Source organism: Spongiactinospora sp. TRM90649 (assembly GCF_029382225.1).
Taxonomy (GTDB): domain Bacteria; phylum Actinomycetota; class Actinomycetes; order Streptosporangiales; family Streptosporangiaceae; genus Spongiactinospora.
Genome location: NZ_JARLTC010000035.1, coordinates 1 through 16539, shown reverse-complemented (window position 1 = coordinate 16539; position 16539 = coordinate 1). Strand labels below are relative to the sequence as shown.

The 16539-nt window shown below is 69.8% G+C and carries 14 protein-coding genes, 1 tRNA gene and 1 pseudogene; 12 read left to right on the top strand and 4 right to left on the bottom strand.

Annotated elements, in window-relative coordinates:
- Positions 1 to 74: 74 nt before the first annotated feature.
- The gene (locus P3X83_RS33930) at positions 75 to 221 is read right to left on the bottom strand and encodes a hypothetical protein (RefSeq protein WP_277309534.1); all 147 of its coding nucleotides are present in this window, start codon (positions 219 to 221) and stop codon (positions 75 to 77) included.
- Between P3X83_RS33930 and P3X83_RS33925 the strand changes: the two genes are divergently transcribed.
- From P3X83_RS33925 to mscL, 6 genes are all read left to right on the top strand, one after another.
- Positions 166 to 444 carry a hypothetical protein gene (locus tag P3X83_RS33925; protein WP_277309528.1) on the top strand — a complete coding sequence of 93 codons (279 nt, stop codon included), beginning with the start codon at positions 166 to 168 and terminating at the stop codon, positions 442 to 444. The genes P3X83_RS33930 and P3X83_RS33925 overlap by 56 nt on opposite strands.
- Positions 378 to 1184 carry a hypothetical protein gene (locus P3X83_RS33920; protein WP_346742772.1) on the top strand — a complete coding sequence of 269 codons (807 nt, stop codon included), beginning with the start codon at positions 378 to 380 and terminating at the stop codon, positions 1182 to 1184. Before P3X83_RS33925 ends, P3X83_RS33920 begins: the two co-directional genes overlap by 67 nt.
- On the top strand, positions 1181 to 1507 hold the full coding sequence (locus P3X83_RS33915; protein ID WP_277309414.1) for a MarR family winged helix-turn-helix transcriptional regulator: 327 nt from the start codon (positions 1181 to 1183) through the stop codon (positions 1505 to 1507). The genes P3X83_RS33920 and P3X83_RS33915 overlap by 4 nt, the downstream gene beginning before the upstream one ends.
- A 473-nt stretch (positions 1508 to 1980) precedes the next feature.
- Positions 1981 to 2787, top strand: a complete 807-nt coding sequence (locus tag P3X83_RS33910; protein ID WP_277309413.1) for an S-methyl-5'-thioadenosine phosphorylase — start codon at positions 1981 to 1983, stop codon at positions 2785 to 2787.
- Between the two features lie 167 nt (positions 2788 to 2954).
- Positions 2955 to 3605 carry a Flp pilus assembly protein CpaB gene (cpaB, locus tag P3X83_RS33905; protein WP_277309412.1) on the top strand — a complete coding sequence of 217 codons (651 nt, stop codon included), beginning with the start codon at positions 2955 to 2957 and terminating at the stop codon, positions 3603 to 3605.
- Between the two features lie 73 nt (positions 3606 to 3678).
- Positions 3679 to 4080, top strand: a complete 402-nt coding sequence (gene mscL, locus P3X83_RS33900) for a large conductance mechanosensitive channel protein MscL (RefSeq protein ID WP_277309411.1) — start codon at positions 3679 to 3681, stop codon at positions 4078 to 4080.
- Positions 4081 to 4135: 55 nt separating this feature from the next.
- On the opposite strand, the gene P3X83_RS33895 is transcribed toward mscL, so the two are convergent.
- Entirely contained in the window at positions 4136 to 5308 is a 1173-nt protein-coding gene (locus tag P3X83_RS33895; RefSeq protein ID WP_277309410.1) for a D-alanyl-D-alanine carboxypeptidase family protein, read from the bottom strand.
- Positions 5309 to 6131: 823 nt separating this feature from the next.
- Here P3X83_RS33895 and P3X83_RS33890 point away from each other — a divergent pair.
- A tRNA-Arg gene (locus P3X83_RS33890) sits at positions 6132 to 6204 on the top strand.
- Between the two features lie 2026 nt (positions 6205 to 8230).
- Here P3X83_RS33890 and P3X83_RS33885 read toward each other — a convergent pair.
- Together P3X83_RS33885 and P3X83_RS33880 are read right to left on the bottom strand one after the other, a co-directional pair.
- The gene (locus tag P3X83_RS33885) at positions 8231 to 9241 is read right to left on the bottom strand and encodes a site-specific DNA-methyltransferase (protein ID WP_277309409.1); all 1011 of its coding nucleotides are present in this window, start codon (positions 9239 to 9241) and stop codon (positions 8231 to 8233) included.
- Complete coding sequence (locus tag P3X83_RS33880) at positions 9238 to 9702, bottom strand: XF1762 family protein (protein ID WP_277309408.1); 465 nt, start codon at positions 9700 to 9702, stop codon at positions 9238 to 9240. The genes P3X83_RS33885 and P3X83_RS33880 overlap by 4 nt, the downstream gene beginning before the upstream one ends.
- Before the next feature lie 229 nt (positions 9703 to 9931).
- On the opposite strand from P3X83_RS33880, the gene P3X83_RS33875 reads away from it, so the two are divergent.
- The 5 genes and pseudogenes from P3X83_RS33875 to P3X83_RS33855 form a co-directional block, all read left to right on the top strand.
- Positions 9932 to 11137: a hypothetical protein gene (locus P3X83_RS33875; RefSeq protein WP_277309407.1), complete on the top strand. Its 1206-nt coding sequence runs from the start codon at positions 9932 to 9934 to the stop codon at positions 11135 to 11137.
- Positions 11138 to 11209: 72 nt separating this feature from the next.
- A complete protein-coding gene (locus tag P3X83_RS33870) occupies positions 11210 to 12589 on the top strand; it encodes a conjugal transfer protein TrbL family protein (protein ID WP_277309406.1) in 1380 nt (459 codons plus the stop codon).
- Entirely contained in the window at positions 12586 to 13488 is a 903-nt protein-coding gene (locus P3X83_RS33865) for a PrgI family protein (protein ID WP_277309405.1), read from the top strand. The genes P3X83_RS33870 and P3X83_RS33865 overlap by 4 nt, the downstream gene beginning before the upstream one ends.
- The gene (locus tag P3X83_RS33860) at positions 13485 to 15236 is read left to right on the top strand and encodes an ATP-binding protein (protein WP_277309403.1); all 1752 of its coding nucleotides are present in this window, start codon (positions 13485 to 13487) and stop codon (positions 15234 to 15236) included. Before P3X83_RS33865 ends, P3X83_RS33860 begins: the two co-directional genes overlap by 4 nt.
- Positions 15233 to 16539 (top strand): annotated as a pseudogene (locus P3X83_RS33855) (ATP-binding protein); the annotation flags it as partial. The gene P3X83_RS33860 and the pseudogene P3X83_RS33855, both read left to right, overlap by 4 nt.

Below are 16539 nucleotides of genomic sequence, written 5' to 3'. Positions count from 1 at the left end.
CGCCACGGGGAGTTACAATTTCGGTGGGGGGTCACGAGGGGTGCTGCGCCCGCGCCCGCGGGCACCGCACCGCCTCAGGGCCGGGGCGGGCTGGCGGCGGTCTTCGCCGCGCTCATGCTCGGCCTGCTCCTGGCCGCGCTCGACCAGACCACCGTCTCGACGGCGCTGCCCACCATCGTCAGCGACCTCGGCGGGCTTGAGCACCTGTCCTGGGTGGTCACCGCCTACATCCTGGCCTCCACCGCCTCCATCCCGCTGTGGGGCGAACTCGGCGACCAGTACGGCCGCAATGGCCTGTTCCTCGCCGCGAACGGCACCGCATCGACTACGCGGGCACCGTCCTCATCGCCTCCACCGCCACCTGCCTGGTCCTGCAGGTGGTGCACGGCGTCACCCCCACGCTCTCGGGCCTGTACATGTGGCCCATGGTCGCGGGCATGCTGACCGGCTCCGTCACCAGCGGCCAGATCATCACCCGCACCGGCCGCTACCGGATCTTCCCGACGGCGGGCACCCTGCTCATCGCGATCGCGCTGCTCCTGCTGTCCACCATGAGCCCGCAGACCCCGGCCGTCACCATGGGCGTCTACTTCCTGCTCCTCGGCCTCGGGCTGGGCATGGTCATGCAGGTCCTCGTGCTCATCGTGCAGAACGCCGTCGGCTACGCCGACCTCGGCGTCGCCACCTCAGGCGCGACCTTCTTCCGCTCCACCGGCGGAGCCTTCGGCGTGGCCGTGTTCGGCTCCGTCTTCGCCGCCCGCCTCGCCACCGACCTCACCGTCGCACTGCGCGGCGTCACCCTCCCGCCCGGCTTCAAGCCGACCGCCGCGCAGGCCGACCCCACCGTCCTACAGCGCCTCCCACCCGACGTGCGCGCCGGTCTCCTCGGCGCCTACTCCGACGCTGTCACCACCGTCTTCCTGTGGGCGTCCCGATGGCCGTCGTCGCCTTCCTGCTGTCCCTGCGGCTGCGCGAGATCCCGCTGCGCGGACCGGCCCGCGCCCCCGACTACGGCGAGGGCCTCGGCTGCTCCCCCGCCCAGCGCTCCTCCGCCGCCGAGGCCGGGCGCGCGCCCTGAGCGCCCTCCTCCGCCCGCGACGAGCGCGCCCGTGAGCTGTACGGCAGGCCCGCCGCCGTCGCCGGCCTCGACCTGTCACCGGGCGGCATGTGGGCGCTGTGCGTGATCGCCGACGTGGGTGACATCACCGGCCCCGCCCTCGCCGACCGCGCGGGCGTCCCGCCCACCCGTGGCCGCACCCACACCGACCGCCTGGTCGCCGGCGGCCTCGTCACCCGCCACGGCGAACTCCTCGTGATCACCCCAAAGGGCCGCCGTACGGCCGAGCGCCTGATCGCCGCCCACGCCGCGGCCCTCGGCGAACACGTGGAACACTGGACCCCCGAGACCACCCCGAACCAACAGAAATCCTCACCCGCCTGGCCCGCACCAGCCTCAGCGAACACCGCCACCCCCGACCTCGACTCCACACTCCCCATCCATGAGTGACCGATCATCGCGAGGATGGATTCCGGAGTGAACCGGAGCCGGAGCCGACCCGCCAGATGCGACCGCACGTCATCCAGTGACCTGCCCAGCGCTTACCCCACCCCGCCCGCGACCGAGTGGCATCCCGATCATGCCGCGCGCGGATCCTCGCCCTGTCCACGCCGTCCCCGCACCGTTGCAGCGATGATCCTCATCGCCACCGCGGAACCGAGCCACGCCTCACGCGCCGCCGACCGGAATGCGTCCCTTCTTCGGGAACTCACGGCCGTGGCCACCCTGTCAAGGACACCGACGCCTGCTGGTCCGGCTTTGGCAATCTCTGCCAGACATATCCCGCTCTGATACCCCTGCACACAGCCGCGAGCAGGCATTCTCGCGATATCCACAGGCTCCCCACGCCCGCCCACCCCGGTTATCCACAGAACGCCGCTCGGCCGGCCCCCGGCCTCCAGCCGAACGCTAGTGTCGGCGCCATGGTCAATCCCGCAGAGATCGGCGTCATCGGCGGCTCCGGCTTCTACTCCCTCTTCGACGAAGCCGAGCAGGTCGAGTTGTCCACCCCCTACGGCCCGCCCAGCGATGTGATCACCGTGGGCCGAATCGGCTCCCGCACTGTCGCGTTCATCCCCCGCCACGGCCGCGACCACCGGTTCCCGCCCCACGGCATCCCCTACCGCGCCAACCTCTGGGCCCTGCGCTCACTCGGCGTCCGCCAGGTCCTCGCCCCCAGCGCCGTCGGCTCCCTGCGCGCCGAACACGGCCCTGGCGTCATCGTCATCCCCGACCAGCTCGTCGACCGCACCACCGGCCGCAAACAGACCTTCTACGACGTCTCCGCCGCCGTCCACGTCCCCTTCGCCGACCCGTACTGCCCTCTCGGCCGCTCCGCCGCCGTCGCGACGGCCAAGGCGTCCGGCCTTGATCCCGTAGACGGCGGCACCCTTGTCGTCATCGAAGGCCCCCGCTTCTCCACCCGCGCCGAGTCCCGCTGGTTCTCCGGCAACGGCTGGACCATCGTCGGCATGACCGGCCACCCCGAGGCCATCCTGGCCCGTGAGCTGGCCCTCTGCTACACCTCGATCTCCCTCATAACCGACCACGACGCCGGAGTCGAGAGCGGCGAGGGCGTCACCCAAGACGAGGTCCTGTCCGTCTTCGCGGCCAACATCACCCGCATGCGCTCCCTGGTCTCCGACACGGTCCAAGCCCTCCCCACCGACCGCACCTGCCCCTGCGCCCGAACCCTCGACGGCATCAAACTCCCCTTCGACCTCCCCTAGCCCCCGCAGCACCCTCATCCAGGCCACAGGCCACCCGCGCCGAAGAGCACGGCGCGGCGCGGCGCGTACGGCGACAGCTCAAAGCCACGCATCGCCGCCTTCCTCCAGATCGCGACATCAGCCGCCACCGCCACTCGGACGACAGGAGCGGCCGAAGGGAAGCCGCCATGCAGTCCATCAGCCGCGCGCTCATCCGCCACCGCCGTCTCGTGGCGGCGTCTCTCACCGCCACCGCGGTCGCGTGCGCCCTCATCATCCTGGCCCCATCCCCTCCCCTCACCGTGAGCGTCCTCACCGCCGCCCGTGATCTCCGCAGCGGCCCCATCGCCCCTGGCGACCTGATCCCCGTCCCGCTCCCCACGACCGCGGTCCCAGCCGGCGCCGTCCAATCCCCCGACCGAGCCCTCGGAAAGACCCTCGCCGCCCCGATGCGCCGAGGCGAACCGCTCACCGACGTCCGCCTGGTGGGCCCGCCGCTGGTGTCCACCCACATCCCCGGCACCATCGCCACCCCGGTCCGCATCGCCGACGCGGACGCCGCCGCCCTCCTGACCCCCGGAGACACGATCGACGTACTCGCCGCCCGCAGCGGCGAATGGAACGAGGCCCTGGCCGCGCTCCCGGCCCAGACCGTCGCTGACGACGTCCGCGTGATCGCCGCCCCCCGGCCACCGACAGGCACCGGCACCACGGCCGGCGGCAGTGCCGGCGGAGCACTCCTGGTCCTGGCCACCACCCAAGAACAAGCGGCGAAACTGGCCGCGGCCCAGGCCACCGGCCGCCTCTCCATCACGATCGGACCACAACAACAGCCCTGAAGCGATCACTCAAACACGGAGAGTCATATACTGCGCAACGCCAGACCAAGAACCACCCAACCGGGAGACCCAGATGAGCGGGTTCAAGAAGTTCCTCATGCGCGGCAACGTCATCGAACTGGCGGTCGCGGTAGTGATCGGCGCCGCCTTCACCTCGATCGTCAACTCGTTCGTCGCGGACCTGCTCACCCCGCTGATCTCGGCCTTCGGCGGCCTCCCCGACTTCCAGAACCTGACCTTCAGGGTCGGATCAGCCGTCTTCCGCTACGGCAGCTTCATCAACGCCCTGATCTCATTCGTCATCATCGCGACCGTGGTCTACTTCCTGGTCGTCTCGCCGTACGAACGGCTCAGCGCCCGCTTCGCCCGCGCCGAGATCAGCGCGACCCGCGAATGCCCGGAATGCCTCTCCGAAATCCCCAAGGCGGCGACCCGGTGCGCCCAGTGCACCACCCAGCTCAGCCCGGTCGACTGAACCAGCGACGCCACCCGCGTACGACCCACCGCCACCGGTCGGCGGGCCGTACCGGTCAGAGCACCGACCCGAGCTTCGGGTCGTACTCCCAATGCCACGGCTCAAAGGGGCTGCTGTACGCCCACTTCGGGTGAATCCACCCGTACCTCTTACCGTTGGCCTCAAGCCACCTGAACTGCGCCGAACCGGAGATCTGCACACCACCGCACAGGTCCACCGCCATACCGAGCCCGTGGTTGCTCCTACCGGGCACGGCCGCGAATCCGGGCCGGCGATAGTAGACCGACTGCTGCGCCGCCAGGCTGCGGTAACTGTCCGTGACACACATCGGCGTACCGAACTGCTTGCGATACGCCTCGTTCAGGCTGATGAACGCGATCGCCGCGTCCGCCCGCAACTCCTGGCCCCGCTGCTGCAACGGACACAGATACGCCGCCGGGATCAGCCCGTTGGGGAAGCCGTCCGCCGACTTGATCTTCGTCGGGTCACACCCAAGCGCGGCCCGCCCGACCTTGTCGATCTTGATCCCGAGCTTCACCAACGCCTGGGTGAGCGACTTGACGACCTTGTCCGACCGCTTGCGCAGCACGTCGATCTCGACGGCCATCTGCGCCTCGGCCAGCAGCTTGCCCGACCTCAGCTCCTGCGCCTCGGCCGCCAGCCGTTCCCGGCCCTCCAGCAACTGCCCGGTATCCGCCACCACCTGGTCCTGCCGGGCCACCAACTGCGACACATTGCTCATCGCCCGCAACGTGGACTCGTCCGACTGCCCAGTCAGAAACGGCGCGATCTCCCCGCTGCCGGCCTGCTGATAGAGCAGCTGCACCATGTCAGAGAGCGGCTGCCGCACCTTCGCGAGCGCCTGGTCGGCGCTCTGCAGTTCGCGCAGCTTCGCCGTCAGATCCTTGTCGGCCCCTTTGACCTGCGTCCGCCGCGACTCCAGCGCCTTGGTCGCCTCCTCCAGATCCCGTGCGGCCAGCTCCGCTTCCTTCCGCAGCTCCGCCAGATCCTTCGGATCCTTCCTCAAGGTCGCCCTCGGCACCGCACCACCGGTGGCCGGAACGCCAACCTCCACCCGAACCTGATCACCGATGCGGACGGACACCCCCGGCGAGGCCTCCACCCCCACCCCGGGCTCGTCGGTCGCCGCCTGACTCGTCGCCCCGGAGAGCAGCGAAGACAACATCGCGACTGCCACGATCAGGCCCGCTGATCGAGGAGATGGCACCTTCGACTCCTCCGTTTGCGAACTTGTGACCTGGGCCAGGCACGCACGTTACTACAGCTCCACCGATGCCCGTGCCTGAGTCGCCACAGCAGTAATGCTCCAGAAAGATCCCGCTGCCGGATTCATCGACGTCCAGACCCCAATCGTCCACCTTCACCCCCACACCCCCTCCATCCCAATCGGCCGCAAACGCCCACTCACTTACTCCTCACCCCACCACCGCTCCACACACGACTCCCACATCCACGACCCCCGCCACTCCTCCGGACACTCCTCATCCTCCTCACTCCGCGTAACCACCTCCCCCAACTCCCCATCAGGCTCCTCAACCCCCTCCGACTCCACCTCACCCAACCCCCGCCCCCTCCCATGGCGCGTCCCCCCATCCCGCTCCCCCACCCGTCGCGGAGCAGCCCGCCCCACCACCGGAGCCGACCGCACCACCGACGCCTCACTCCGCCGCCCAGGCACAACCCGCCCATAAACCACCTCCCCATGCGCCAACGCCGTCACCAAAACCGGCCCCACCTCCCCCTCCACTGCCACACTGGGCCGCCCCCCACCACTCCCCCCATAACCAGCCATCTCCGCCAGCACCAACCCCCCACCCAGCACTCCAGGCGCCACCATCGCCACCACCAAAACCGCCGGCCGCACAACCCCACGCCCCCGCACCCCAGTAACCACGGAGCGTGACAGTATCTCCGCCCCCGCCCCCCTCCCTCCCACTTGCCATGCCTTTACCGCCCCCCACACCACCCATGACAGCCCGCCGCCCCCACACCCCACCAAACTTTCGGCTACGCTTAGCACCAGTCCTCCAGCCTCCGTAGCTCAGGGGATAGAGCACCGCTCTCCTAAAGCGGGTGCCGCAGGTTCGAATCCTGCCGGGGGCACACTGAAGTAGGGAATCGCTTTAGATGCCGGTCCCGGCCGCGAAACCTCGGTGATCTTGTTGGTGGCGCTGTTGATCGCAGGCAAGTTGTCCTCCTTTACGGTGATCCTGATCAGAACTTCATGGGTGGTCTGGCGGTAGCGCAGCTCCAGGTTGAAGGCCTCGAAGAGCCGGCGCTGGAGCTCCTCCCCGACCGTGGCAAGTCCGGTGGCGAGGTCGGGTAGTGCGTTGAGCAGGCTGTGGTCCTCGGCCGGCCGGGTCCCCTGCTCTGTCAGCTTCTGTAGCTCAGCCGCCTTCTGCTGGCGCCTACGCGCGAGATCGGTGTAGCGACGCTGAAGACGCTCACGAAAGTCGCGATCGATCTCCTCTTCGCCGGTGGGCGCGTACTCCTCTATCTGAGCGAGCACGTTGTTCTGCCGCTTGTCCAGATCGACGATCTCCTGGCGCAACCGCTTGGCGGCCGTCTCGTCCCGGGGCGGCCGCTGCGCCAGGTCGGCGCGGACCGCCTCGATGCGGTGAGGGTTGAAGACCCGTTCGGCGAAGAACTCATGGACCAGGTCGAGCAGGTCGTCCTCACGGACCCACAGACTCTTGGGGTGCCGGGCGTACCACTCCCGGCGATCCTTGTGATGACGCATGTCGGGCTCACAGGCGTGATAGGCGACACCTGCTCGAGTCTTGCCGTACATCCGCCGGTCACAGATGTCACAGACGACATACGACCGCAATGGGTACGTCCGGCACGTCTGCGGGTGGGCGTTGGCGCCCGGAGCCGTTCGAGATCCCTGACGCGTGCGGCCGATCGAAGTGACCGACTGGAAGACCTCCTTCGTGATGAGCGGTTCATGCGTCGGGCGAGGCGACCAGACCCACTCGCCGGGCGGATTGTTCTTGCCCCCTTTCTTGGTGGCCCGGCGGTTCCACACCATGTAGCCGGTGTACTTCGGGTTGCAAAGGATCTCCCGCACCGCCGAGCCGCTCCAGCGGCCCAGCGCCCGCCGGGGATCCACCGGCATGGGCGGTGGATACTTCTCCGGCTCGATGTTGAGCTTGTCGGCGATCGCGTCGTACCCGAGCCGGTGGACGCTGCGGAGCAGGAAGATGTGCGTGACCGTCGGTCCCTCCGCCGGGTGCGGGACCAGACGGCTCTTGCTTCTGCCCTCCGCCCGCTTGGCCGCCACCGGATGCGGAATCTTCTTCGCGCGATAGCCGTAGCAGGGCTTGCCGACGTTCCAGCCCTGCTCGGTGTGCTCGCAGAAGGCGTCCCACGACAACTCCAGCATCTGCAGCACGTACCACTCGGCCACCGCCTGCTTGACCCGCCGGGTGAGCACCGGCGTGGCGCGTTTGCGCGCACGCCCGCCCCGGGGCCGGTCGAGCTGCGGCATCGGCTCATCGGCCGCCAGCAGCATCACCCCGGCCTGCTCCAGCTCGTATTCGATCTTCGTACCGAAGTAGGTGCGCCGCGCCACCCTCTCGACGGACTCACAGATGACGGCGGCGAACCGGCGGTCGGGCCGCTCGGCCTCGGCCAGCAGGTCCTGGATGCCGCCATCACGGGCGATAGGAATGTCGAAAGCCTCGTGGGCGTGCCCCCGGCCCCGGGCGGCAAGATCCATCCGCCCGGACTCGACATCGTAGTAGTGCGCGACGATCAGGCACCCGTCCGGCAATGCGTCCCGGCAGCTACGGAGCTGACGCGGCAGGGACAGGGTGGGATCTTGCTGGTCATCGGTAGAGGTACGCCCGAGCCAGGCCACCGCCAGCGGAATCCCGCTGGTCTCGATGGCGGCGGCGGTTTCAGGCGCGTCCCATGGATAGCTCACGGTTCCCGCCGTTCGAACAGACATCGAAGGATCTCCCGGATGATGGCGTGTTGACGCGCCTCGATCTCGTCCCCCTCAGCTCCGCCCAAGGTGACGATCTCGACGTGCAAGCCCGGCCTGCCCTTGCGCCCACGGCCGGGCCCTGCAGGGTACGCCCGCAGGCCGGATTCGGGAGGCCCTGAGCAGGCCTTTTGTAGCCGATCAGCCACCATGACCTCCTTCGGAGATCAGGCGGTCACGAGCCAGGTCGCAGTAGGCGGCGTTCAGTTCGATCCCGATGAAGCGGCGGCCGAGGCGGCGGGCGGCGAGGCCGGTGGTGCCGCTGCCGGTGAACGGGTCCAGCACGGTGCCGCCGGGGCGGCAACCGGCGGCGATCGCCCGCAGCGGGATGTCGATCGGGAACGCCGCGAAGTGCGCCGCCCGTAGTGGCCGGGTGGAGATGGACCACATATCGCCGGGGTTGCTTCCCTGTGGGTGGGTGGTGTCATGCTGTCGGCCGGTGGGGCGCATGGCGGTGCCGTGCCTGCCGTCTGCCAGGGCGTCGCCGGTGTCGGTGTACTTGCCCTTCGGCGGCCATGGTGTGGTGATGCTGTTCGGCTTGCTGCCGCCAGAGCGCGAGCGGCGGGACAGCGATCGGTCTCCGGTGTAGGGGCGGCGGATCGGGTCCAGGTCGAACCAGTAGGTTCGCTGCTTGACCAGCAGGAAGATCAGCTCGTACCGGTTGGACAGCCGGTCGCGGACCGACTGCGGCATCGCGTTCGGCTTGTGCCACACGATCGCGTTGCGCAGGATCCACCCGTCGTCCTGGAGTGCGAAGGCGACTCGCCAGGGCATGCCGAGCAGGTTCTTCGGCGATCGGGCCTGCCGGGCTTTGGGCCGTAGGGCAGGCTGGCGGATGTTGTAGTCGGCGCCGCGAGCGCAGCCGTCGGAGTTGGCCGCGTACACGTCGCCGAGGTTGAGCCAGCAGGTCCCATCGTCGGCCAGGACCCGGCGGGCCTGGTCGAAGGTGGCCCGCAGGTTGTCCACGTACGCCTGCGGGGTGGGCTCCTGGCCGTACTGCCCCTCGCAGTAGTGCCGCAGCCCCCAGTACGGCGGGCTGGTCACGATGCAGTCCACCGACCCGGCGGGCAGTTCGCCCAGCACCTGCCGTGCGTCGCCGTGGTAGAGGGCCGCCTGGCCGTCGCTCCAGTAGGTCCCTTTGAATACGGTCATCGGCGGTCCCCGACCGTCCGGATCTCCCACAGAGCGCCATCGACGGCCCTCCCAGGCATGGGGTGGGAGCCAGCGGCGCGCAGGCTTGCCCCCGACTCACCCGGCCGGGTGCGGACGATCAGCCGCCGGTAGCCCTTCGTGCGGGCGGCCCGCCGGGCGGCGCCCAGCAGTGCCGAGCAGGCGTTCGGGGTGCCGTCGGTGGACAGGCACACGATCTCGGCCGTGTGCCCGTCGTCGTGCCTCCAGCAGGCCAGAGCGCCGACGAACACGACACCGGCCAAGCTCGTGCCGGCCTGAACGCCCAGAATGATTTCGGCGTCGGCCGGTGGGGCGAGGTAGCGGTGCGTCCAGGTGACGAACGCCCGTGCCGTCCGCAACCGCACCGGTGTGATCGCCAGATGCCGTCTTGTCGACGTGGTCAGCCCGCCGGTCGTGGCGCTTGTGCCATTCCAGTTCTCCATTGCTGTTGTCGGGACACACTTCTTCGGATGCACGCCCCCGGAGCCGTAGGTACGGCAACGGCGGTGTGTGACCAGGCAAGCAGCGAGCTCAGAATCTGCTCAGAAGCCGCTCAGAGACCCGAACTTCTGAGGAATTCCCAACCGGGTTCCCAGGTCGTTTCCGAGCCGTTTCTGAGGCGTCGTGCACAACCGGACCGAGACCACGAACTCTTCTCGACCGGAGCACGACATGAGCGTCTATCGCCTCACCGAATCGCCCCTGGACACCACCGAGACCTCGTTCCGGCTGCTGACGACCGGTCCGGGCGGCATGGCCCTGGACTGCACCGAGCTCGCCCCAGGTCTGCCCCGAGGCCCGGTCGGGCTACGCGACCTACGGCTGCTGCTCACCAGCTACCAGGTCACCGACGAGGCGCGAGACGCCGTCTGGCGGGAACTCATCGCCCGCGCTCGCCACTCCGGATCGGCTTGGAAGGTCGCGGCGGTCGGCATGGCGATGCCCGCCCTGCGCCGGATCGCGCTCGGACTGACTCGTGATCTGCCCTGCGGCGACCCCATGGACATCGACATCGCGATCATTGCGGGCTACCTGCGTGCGCTCCACCGCGCCGACACCGACCTGCCCTACGTCCGCTCTCACCTGTGCGCGGCGGCCCGCCACGCGGGCGAGACCACCCGCCGTCACCTCATCACCAAAGCCGAGCGCCGACGGCCAGCAACCGAGCCACCACCGCTGCCTCGCCCCTGGTACCACCCCGACCTGGTGCTCATCGACGCGGTGACCGACGGCGTGCTGAGTGAGCACGACGCCGAGCTCATCGCCCTCACCCGGCTCCAGGACGTTCCACTGCGCGTTCCGGCCCGCAGACCACGAAACCGGTACGGCATGCCCTGCCCCTACTTCCCACTCGCTTCCGCGCGGAGCCAGGCACCTTCGGATGCAGACACTGGAACCGACTCGAAGGGAGGCAGGGACACCAGCCCTGGCTCCGCGCGGATCTCGCCGAACCATCCTTCCGTAGCCGCCCGACGCGTCCGGCAACAAGCGGCAACGCGGCAACCCTCCGATTACCGCCGCCACCGGCGTGGCAAGCCCACTCCGCGGATTGCCGTCTGGGTGGTGGCCCTGACGGCAGTGGCGGTCCTGCTGGTGGCCGTGGTGGCAACCGGCGCGTTCGCCGCCACCGTGGCGGCTGCCGCCCCCGCAGACCTCAACGCCGTCCTGGCCAACCTGCGGAACTGGCTGATCGGGCTGCTTGCCGCACTGGCAACGCTGATGCTGACCGTCGGCGGCCTGCGGTACCTGATCGCGGGCGGTGACCCCGGCGAGGTCCAGAAGGCCAAGGCAGCGCTGAAGGCATCGGCCTTCGGGTACGCCCTGGCCATCCTGGCCCCGCTCTTCGTGAGTGTCCTGCGGCGCGTCGTCGGCGGATGAGCGACCATGAACCTTCGTACGACCGTGCCGCCGGTGGCAACGCTCTTTCTCACTGCCGCAGCGGTTGCCGCCATGACGGCAACCGCGAATGCCACCCCGGCACCGACCCCGACACCCGAGCCACCATTGCCGCCCGACGGTGGGGGCTTCGGGTTCGGCATCGGCGACCTGATCAACAACCAGATCAACGCCTGGTTCACCAACCTGGTGGCTCTGGCGATCAAGCCCCTGCTTGAACTCTTGGCCGTGACGCTCCTGGCCACCCCGGACGTCGTCGGCAACGAGCGGGCGTTCGACCTGTGGAAGGCGACCGTCGTGATCGCCGATTCCGGGTTCGTGGTGCTGGCCACCATCGGCGCGATCGCCGCGATGGGGCATGAGACCGTCCAGACCCGGTACGCGGTCAAAGAGGTCCTGCCCCGGCTGCTGGTCACGGTGCTGGCCGTCAACGCCAGCTTCACGGTCTGCGGGAAGGCGATCGAGCTGGCGAACGCGCTCTCGCGGGCGCTGCTCGGCCAGGACTTCGACGGCATGCGCGCGGTCGCGACCCTCCGGTTGTTGATCATCACCGGAGGGCAGCAGGCGATCTTCTACATCCTGCTCACCCTGGTCGCGGTCATCTTGCTGATCGTGCTGCTGATCGCCTACGTGATGCGGGCCGCCCTGGTGCTGCTGCTGGTGGTGGCCGCTCCGCTCGCGCTGGCCTGCCTGGCGCTGCCGTACACCGACGGACTGGCCAGGTTCTGGGCACGCGCCTTCACCGGGCTGCTGATCGCCCAGGTGGCCCAGTCGCTGACGCTGATCCTAGCGGTACGGATCTTCTTCAACCAGGACGGCCGCCTTCCGCTCGGACTCATGCCGAGCGGGCAGCTCGTCAACCTGGTCTTGGTCCTGTGCCTGCTGATCATCCTGGTCCGCATTCCCGGCTGGGTGTCCCGCCGGATCTTCGCCCAGACCGGCGGACGCGGTTCAACGATCACTCGGATCGTGAAGTACGCCGTGGCCTACAAGCTCACGTCCCCGATCTTGAACGCCCTGCACCTGGGCCGAGGCGGACGTGGTGGCGGACGGGGCGGCAAAGGCAATGCCACCAGGACTGCCACCCGTAGCGCCACCGTTGCCATGCCTGCCATCGCGGCAGGGCCCGCCGGAACGGCTGCCACCTACGCGGCAACGCGGCTTACTGGCCCCGGCGGCCACACGGCACGAGCCACGTCCGGTCCCAGCAGACAAAGCCCTACGGCGGGAAGGCGTCCTCGGACGGCCTCGCCGAACCCAGGCGCGCATCCATCGGGATCCCCGGGGCCGATCAAACCCACCACGCCGGTGTACGGGTACCCGCGCGAGACCTACTACGCCAACGGTCCGGCCGGACTGGCTCAGATGTACTACCTCCGCACCCGCCCCCACTCCGGGAAGCCGCCGCGCAGCGAGGGCGGTGGGAAGCGATGAGCTGGACAGACCCGGTCCGCATCCCCGCCGACGTCGATCAGGAAGACCGAATCGTCGGCGGCTTCACCGCCCGCCAGGTGGCCATCCTGGGCTGCACCGGAGCCCTGCTCTACGCCGCCTACCTGCTCGCCGAGGAACGCCTGCCACTTGCCGTCTTCGCCGCCGCGGCCCTGCCGGTCGCACTGACCGGGGTCCTGCTGGCGATCGGGCGGCGCGACGGCGTGCCCCTGGACCGCTACCTGCTGGCCGCGATCCGCCACGGGCGTTCACCGAAACACCTGGCCTCCACGTCATCGGACATCCCCGACGCCCCTGCTTGGGTGGCGGCGAAGCCCGGCCCACACCCCGCGCCCCTGCGCCTGCCCGCACGCGGCCTTACCGCTGACGGACTGATCGATCTCGGCCCGGACGGCGTCGCCGCAGTCGCGGAGGTGTCGACGGTCAGCTTCGCCCTGCGCACCCCCGACGAGCAAGACGCCCTCGTCGCAGTGTTCGGCCGCTGGCTCAACTCGCTGTCCGGCCCCGCCCAGATCCTGGTCCGCGCCGAACGCGTCGATCTCACCGGGCCGATCAGCACCCTCTTGGCCAACGCCGACACGCTCGCCCATCCCGCTCTGACGGCCGCCGCACACGAGCACGCGGCCTTCCTCACCGACCTGTCCGCCCGGCATGACCTGCTACGCCGCCATGTCCTCTTGATCGTTCGCGAGCCAACGGCGGCACGGGCCGTACGGCGCCTGGAAGAGGCGGCCCGGCTGCTGTCCGCCTGCGGGCTCACGATTCGCCCCTTGGACAGCGACGCCGCCGGCGCGCTGGTGGCCTCCTGCTTCGACCCGGCCGCCCCGCCCGGCCTGCGTTCCGAGCCCGCCGAGGTCATCACAGCGAGGGGACGCCAATGAGACTTCTCCACCGCCGACGTCCAAGCGTCAGCGGGTTCGGGCCGCATGCGATCAGGGTGCGGCCGAGGAGCCTGCACGTCGGTGACGGCCTGTGCGCGACCCTGGCCATCAGCGGCTACCCGCGCGATGTCTCGCCGGGCTGGCTCGAACCACTGCTCACCCACCCCGGCCGCCTGGACGTTTCCATCCATGTCGACCCGGTCCCGTCTCTGGTCGCTGCCGACCGGTTGCGCAAGCAGCTCGCCCGCCTGGAATCCGGGCTGCGCAGCGACCACGAACACGGCCGTCTCTTGGACCCCGGCGCGGAAGTCGCCGCCGAGGACGCCCAGGAGTTGGCTTCCCGGATCGCGCGGGGGCAGGCCAGGCTGTTCCGCGTCTCGATCTACCTCACCGTCCACGCCGCCACCCAGGACGAGCTGGACGAGGCATGCGCCCAGGCCAGGGCGCTGGCCGGCGCGCTGCTGCTGGACGCCCGGCCGGTCGCCTTCCGCCAGCTCCAGGGCTGGGTGTCCTCATTGCCGCTGGCGTTCGACAACCTGAGCGCGAGCCGTACGTTCGACACCCCGGCGCTCGCGGCGGCCTTTCCGTTCACCAGCCCGGACCTGACCACCGAGCTCGGCCCGACCGCCGTCCTGTACGGCGCGAACGCCGCCAGCGCCTCGCTGGTCGCCTGGGACCGGTTCGCCCAGCCCAACCACAACTCGGCGATCATCGCCAGCAGCGGCGCGGGCAAGTCCTACCTGGCCAAGCTCGAAGCCCTGCGGTCGTTGTACGCCGGGATCGAGGTCGCGGTCATCGACCCCGAGGACGAGTACGCCCGGTTGTGCACGGCGGTCGGCGGGGCCTACCTGCACCTGGGCGCGCCGGACGTCCGGCTCAACCCCTTCGACCTGCCCCAGGAGCACCGCGCGGACGGTGATCCGCTGACCCGGCGGTCGTTGTTCCTGCACACGCTGGTGACGGTCATGCTCGGCGAGCCGCTCGGCAATGCCGCCAGAGCGGCGCTCGACCGGGCGATCCTCGCCACCTACAAGCAGGCCGGGATCACCTTCGACCCCGCCACCTGGGACGAGCCTCCACCGCTGATGCGCGATCTAGTAGCCGTGCTTACCGATTCCGGCGATCCCAACGCCGCCGAGGTGGCCGCCGGGCTCAGCCCCTACGTGACCGGCAGCCACCGCAGGCTCTTCGACGGCCACACCACCACCCGACCCGACTCCCACTTGATCGTCTTCTCACTACGCGACCTGCCAGAGGAACTGAAGGCCGTCGGCACACTGCTCACCCTGGACGCCGTCTGGCGACGCGTCTCCAACGCAGATGACCGCCGCCCACGGCTAGTCGTGGTCGACGAGGCGTGGCTGCTCATGCAGGACCCCGAGGGCGCGAAGTTCCTGCTGCGGATGGCCAAGGCGGCCCGAAAGCACTGGGCGGGCCTGTCGGTCGTCACCCAGGACGCGGCCGACCTGCTCGGCTCCGAGGCCGGACAGGCGATCATCGCCAACTCGGCGACCCAGATCCTGCTCCGCCAGGCGCCCCAGGCCATCGACGCGATCACCGACGCCTTCCGCCTGTCCGACGGTGAGCGGCACCTGCTGCTGTCGACCGAGCGCGGCACCGGCCTGCTGGCCGCCGACGCCGGCGCGTCCCGCGTGGCCTTCCACGTCCTGGCCAGCGAGCAGGAGCACCGCTTGGTCACCTCATCCCCTCAGGAACTCGCCCAGTACGACGAAGAGGACGCCCTGTGATCGACAACAACCCCGACGTCATGATCGACCTGGCCGTCTCCTGGCTGGACGCCTACGGCTTGCTGCTCGCCGCCATCGCACCGCCCGCCGTGATCGCCGCCGAACTGGCCCGGTCCCTGCTCGCACGGATGCGTCATCGGGCGATGAACGACGGGGCCCGCTGCCTGGAGATCCTCGCTCCGCCCGTGGCGGATCTGCCCGGCGCGAAGGCGCTGTGGAGCAACCTGCTCGGACTGCTGCGACCGGCATGGAAGCGGGTCCTGTTCGGTCAACCCCATCTGGTCTTCGAGTACGTCTTCGGCGTCGGCGGCGTCCGGATCCGCATGTGGGTTCCGGGAACCGTGCCGCAGCACCTGGTGGATCACGCGATCGAGGCCGCGTGGCCGTCCGCGCGCACCGCCGTACTGGAGGCGGGCCCGCCGGTACCGCAGACCGGGCAGAGCACCGGCGGGCAACTGGTTATCGCACGCAGCGAGCGGCTGCCGCTCAAGCACGACCACGATCACGACCCGCTCCGTGCCCTGCTCGGAGCCGGGGTCGGCATGCCGTCCTGGCAGCACGCCGCCATCCAGGTCCTGGCCCGGCCCGCCACCGGCCGCCGCCACTCCCACGGCGGCGCGAGCCTGCTCCGAGGCGTTCTTGATTTCATCACCCCTGGCGCATCACGCCCAAGCACAAATCACCGTTCGCTGGATCACGCCGTACGGCTGGAGCACTACGCCGAGGCCCGCGCCATCCGGGACAAGGCCGTCCAACCCCGCTACGAGGTCGCCGTCCGCTATGCCGTACAGGCCGACGAAGGCGACGAAAAGCCACTCCGGCGCGGTGCGATCCGAGGCCGGGCGCACGCGATCGCCTCAGCGTTCGCCGTGTTCTCCGGACACAACCGGCTGGAGCGCCGCCGCCTCCTGCGCCCGGCACGGCAACTCGCCGCCCGTCGCCTGCGGCGGGGATTCCTGCTGTCGGTCCCGGAACTCGCCGCGCTCGCCCACCTGCCGATGGACCCCGCCGTGCCGGGACTCCAGCGGGCCGGAGCGAACGCCATCGCCCCCTCACCCCAGATCGCCCACCACGGCAAAGCCCTCGGCGTAGCCGACGCCGGCCACCAACGCCCGGTCGCCCTGGGCGTGATCGACTCCTGCCACCACGTTCACGTCCTGGGCCCGAACGGCACCGGCAAGAGCACGCTGCTCGCCCAGATGATCCTTTCCGACATCCAGGCCGGACGCGGCGTCGCCGTAGTGGACGCCAAGGGCGACCTGGTCACCGACCTGCTCGGCCTCATCCCCGAAGAGGCCGCGCC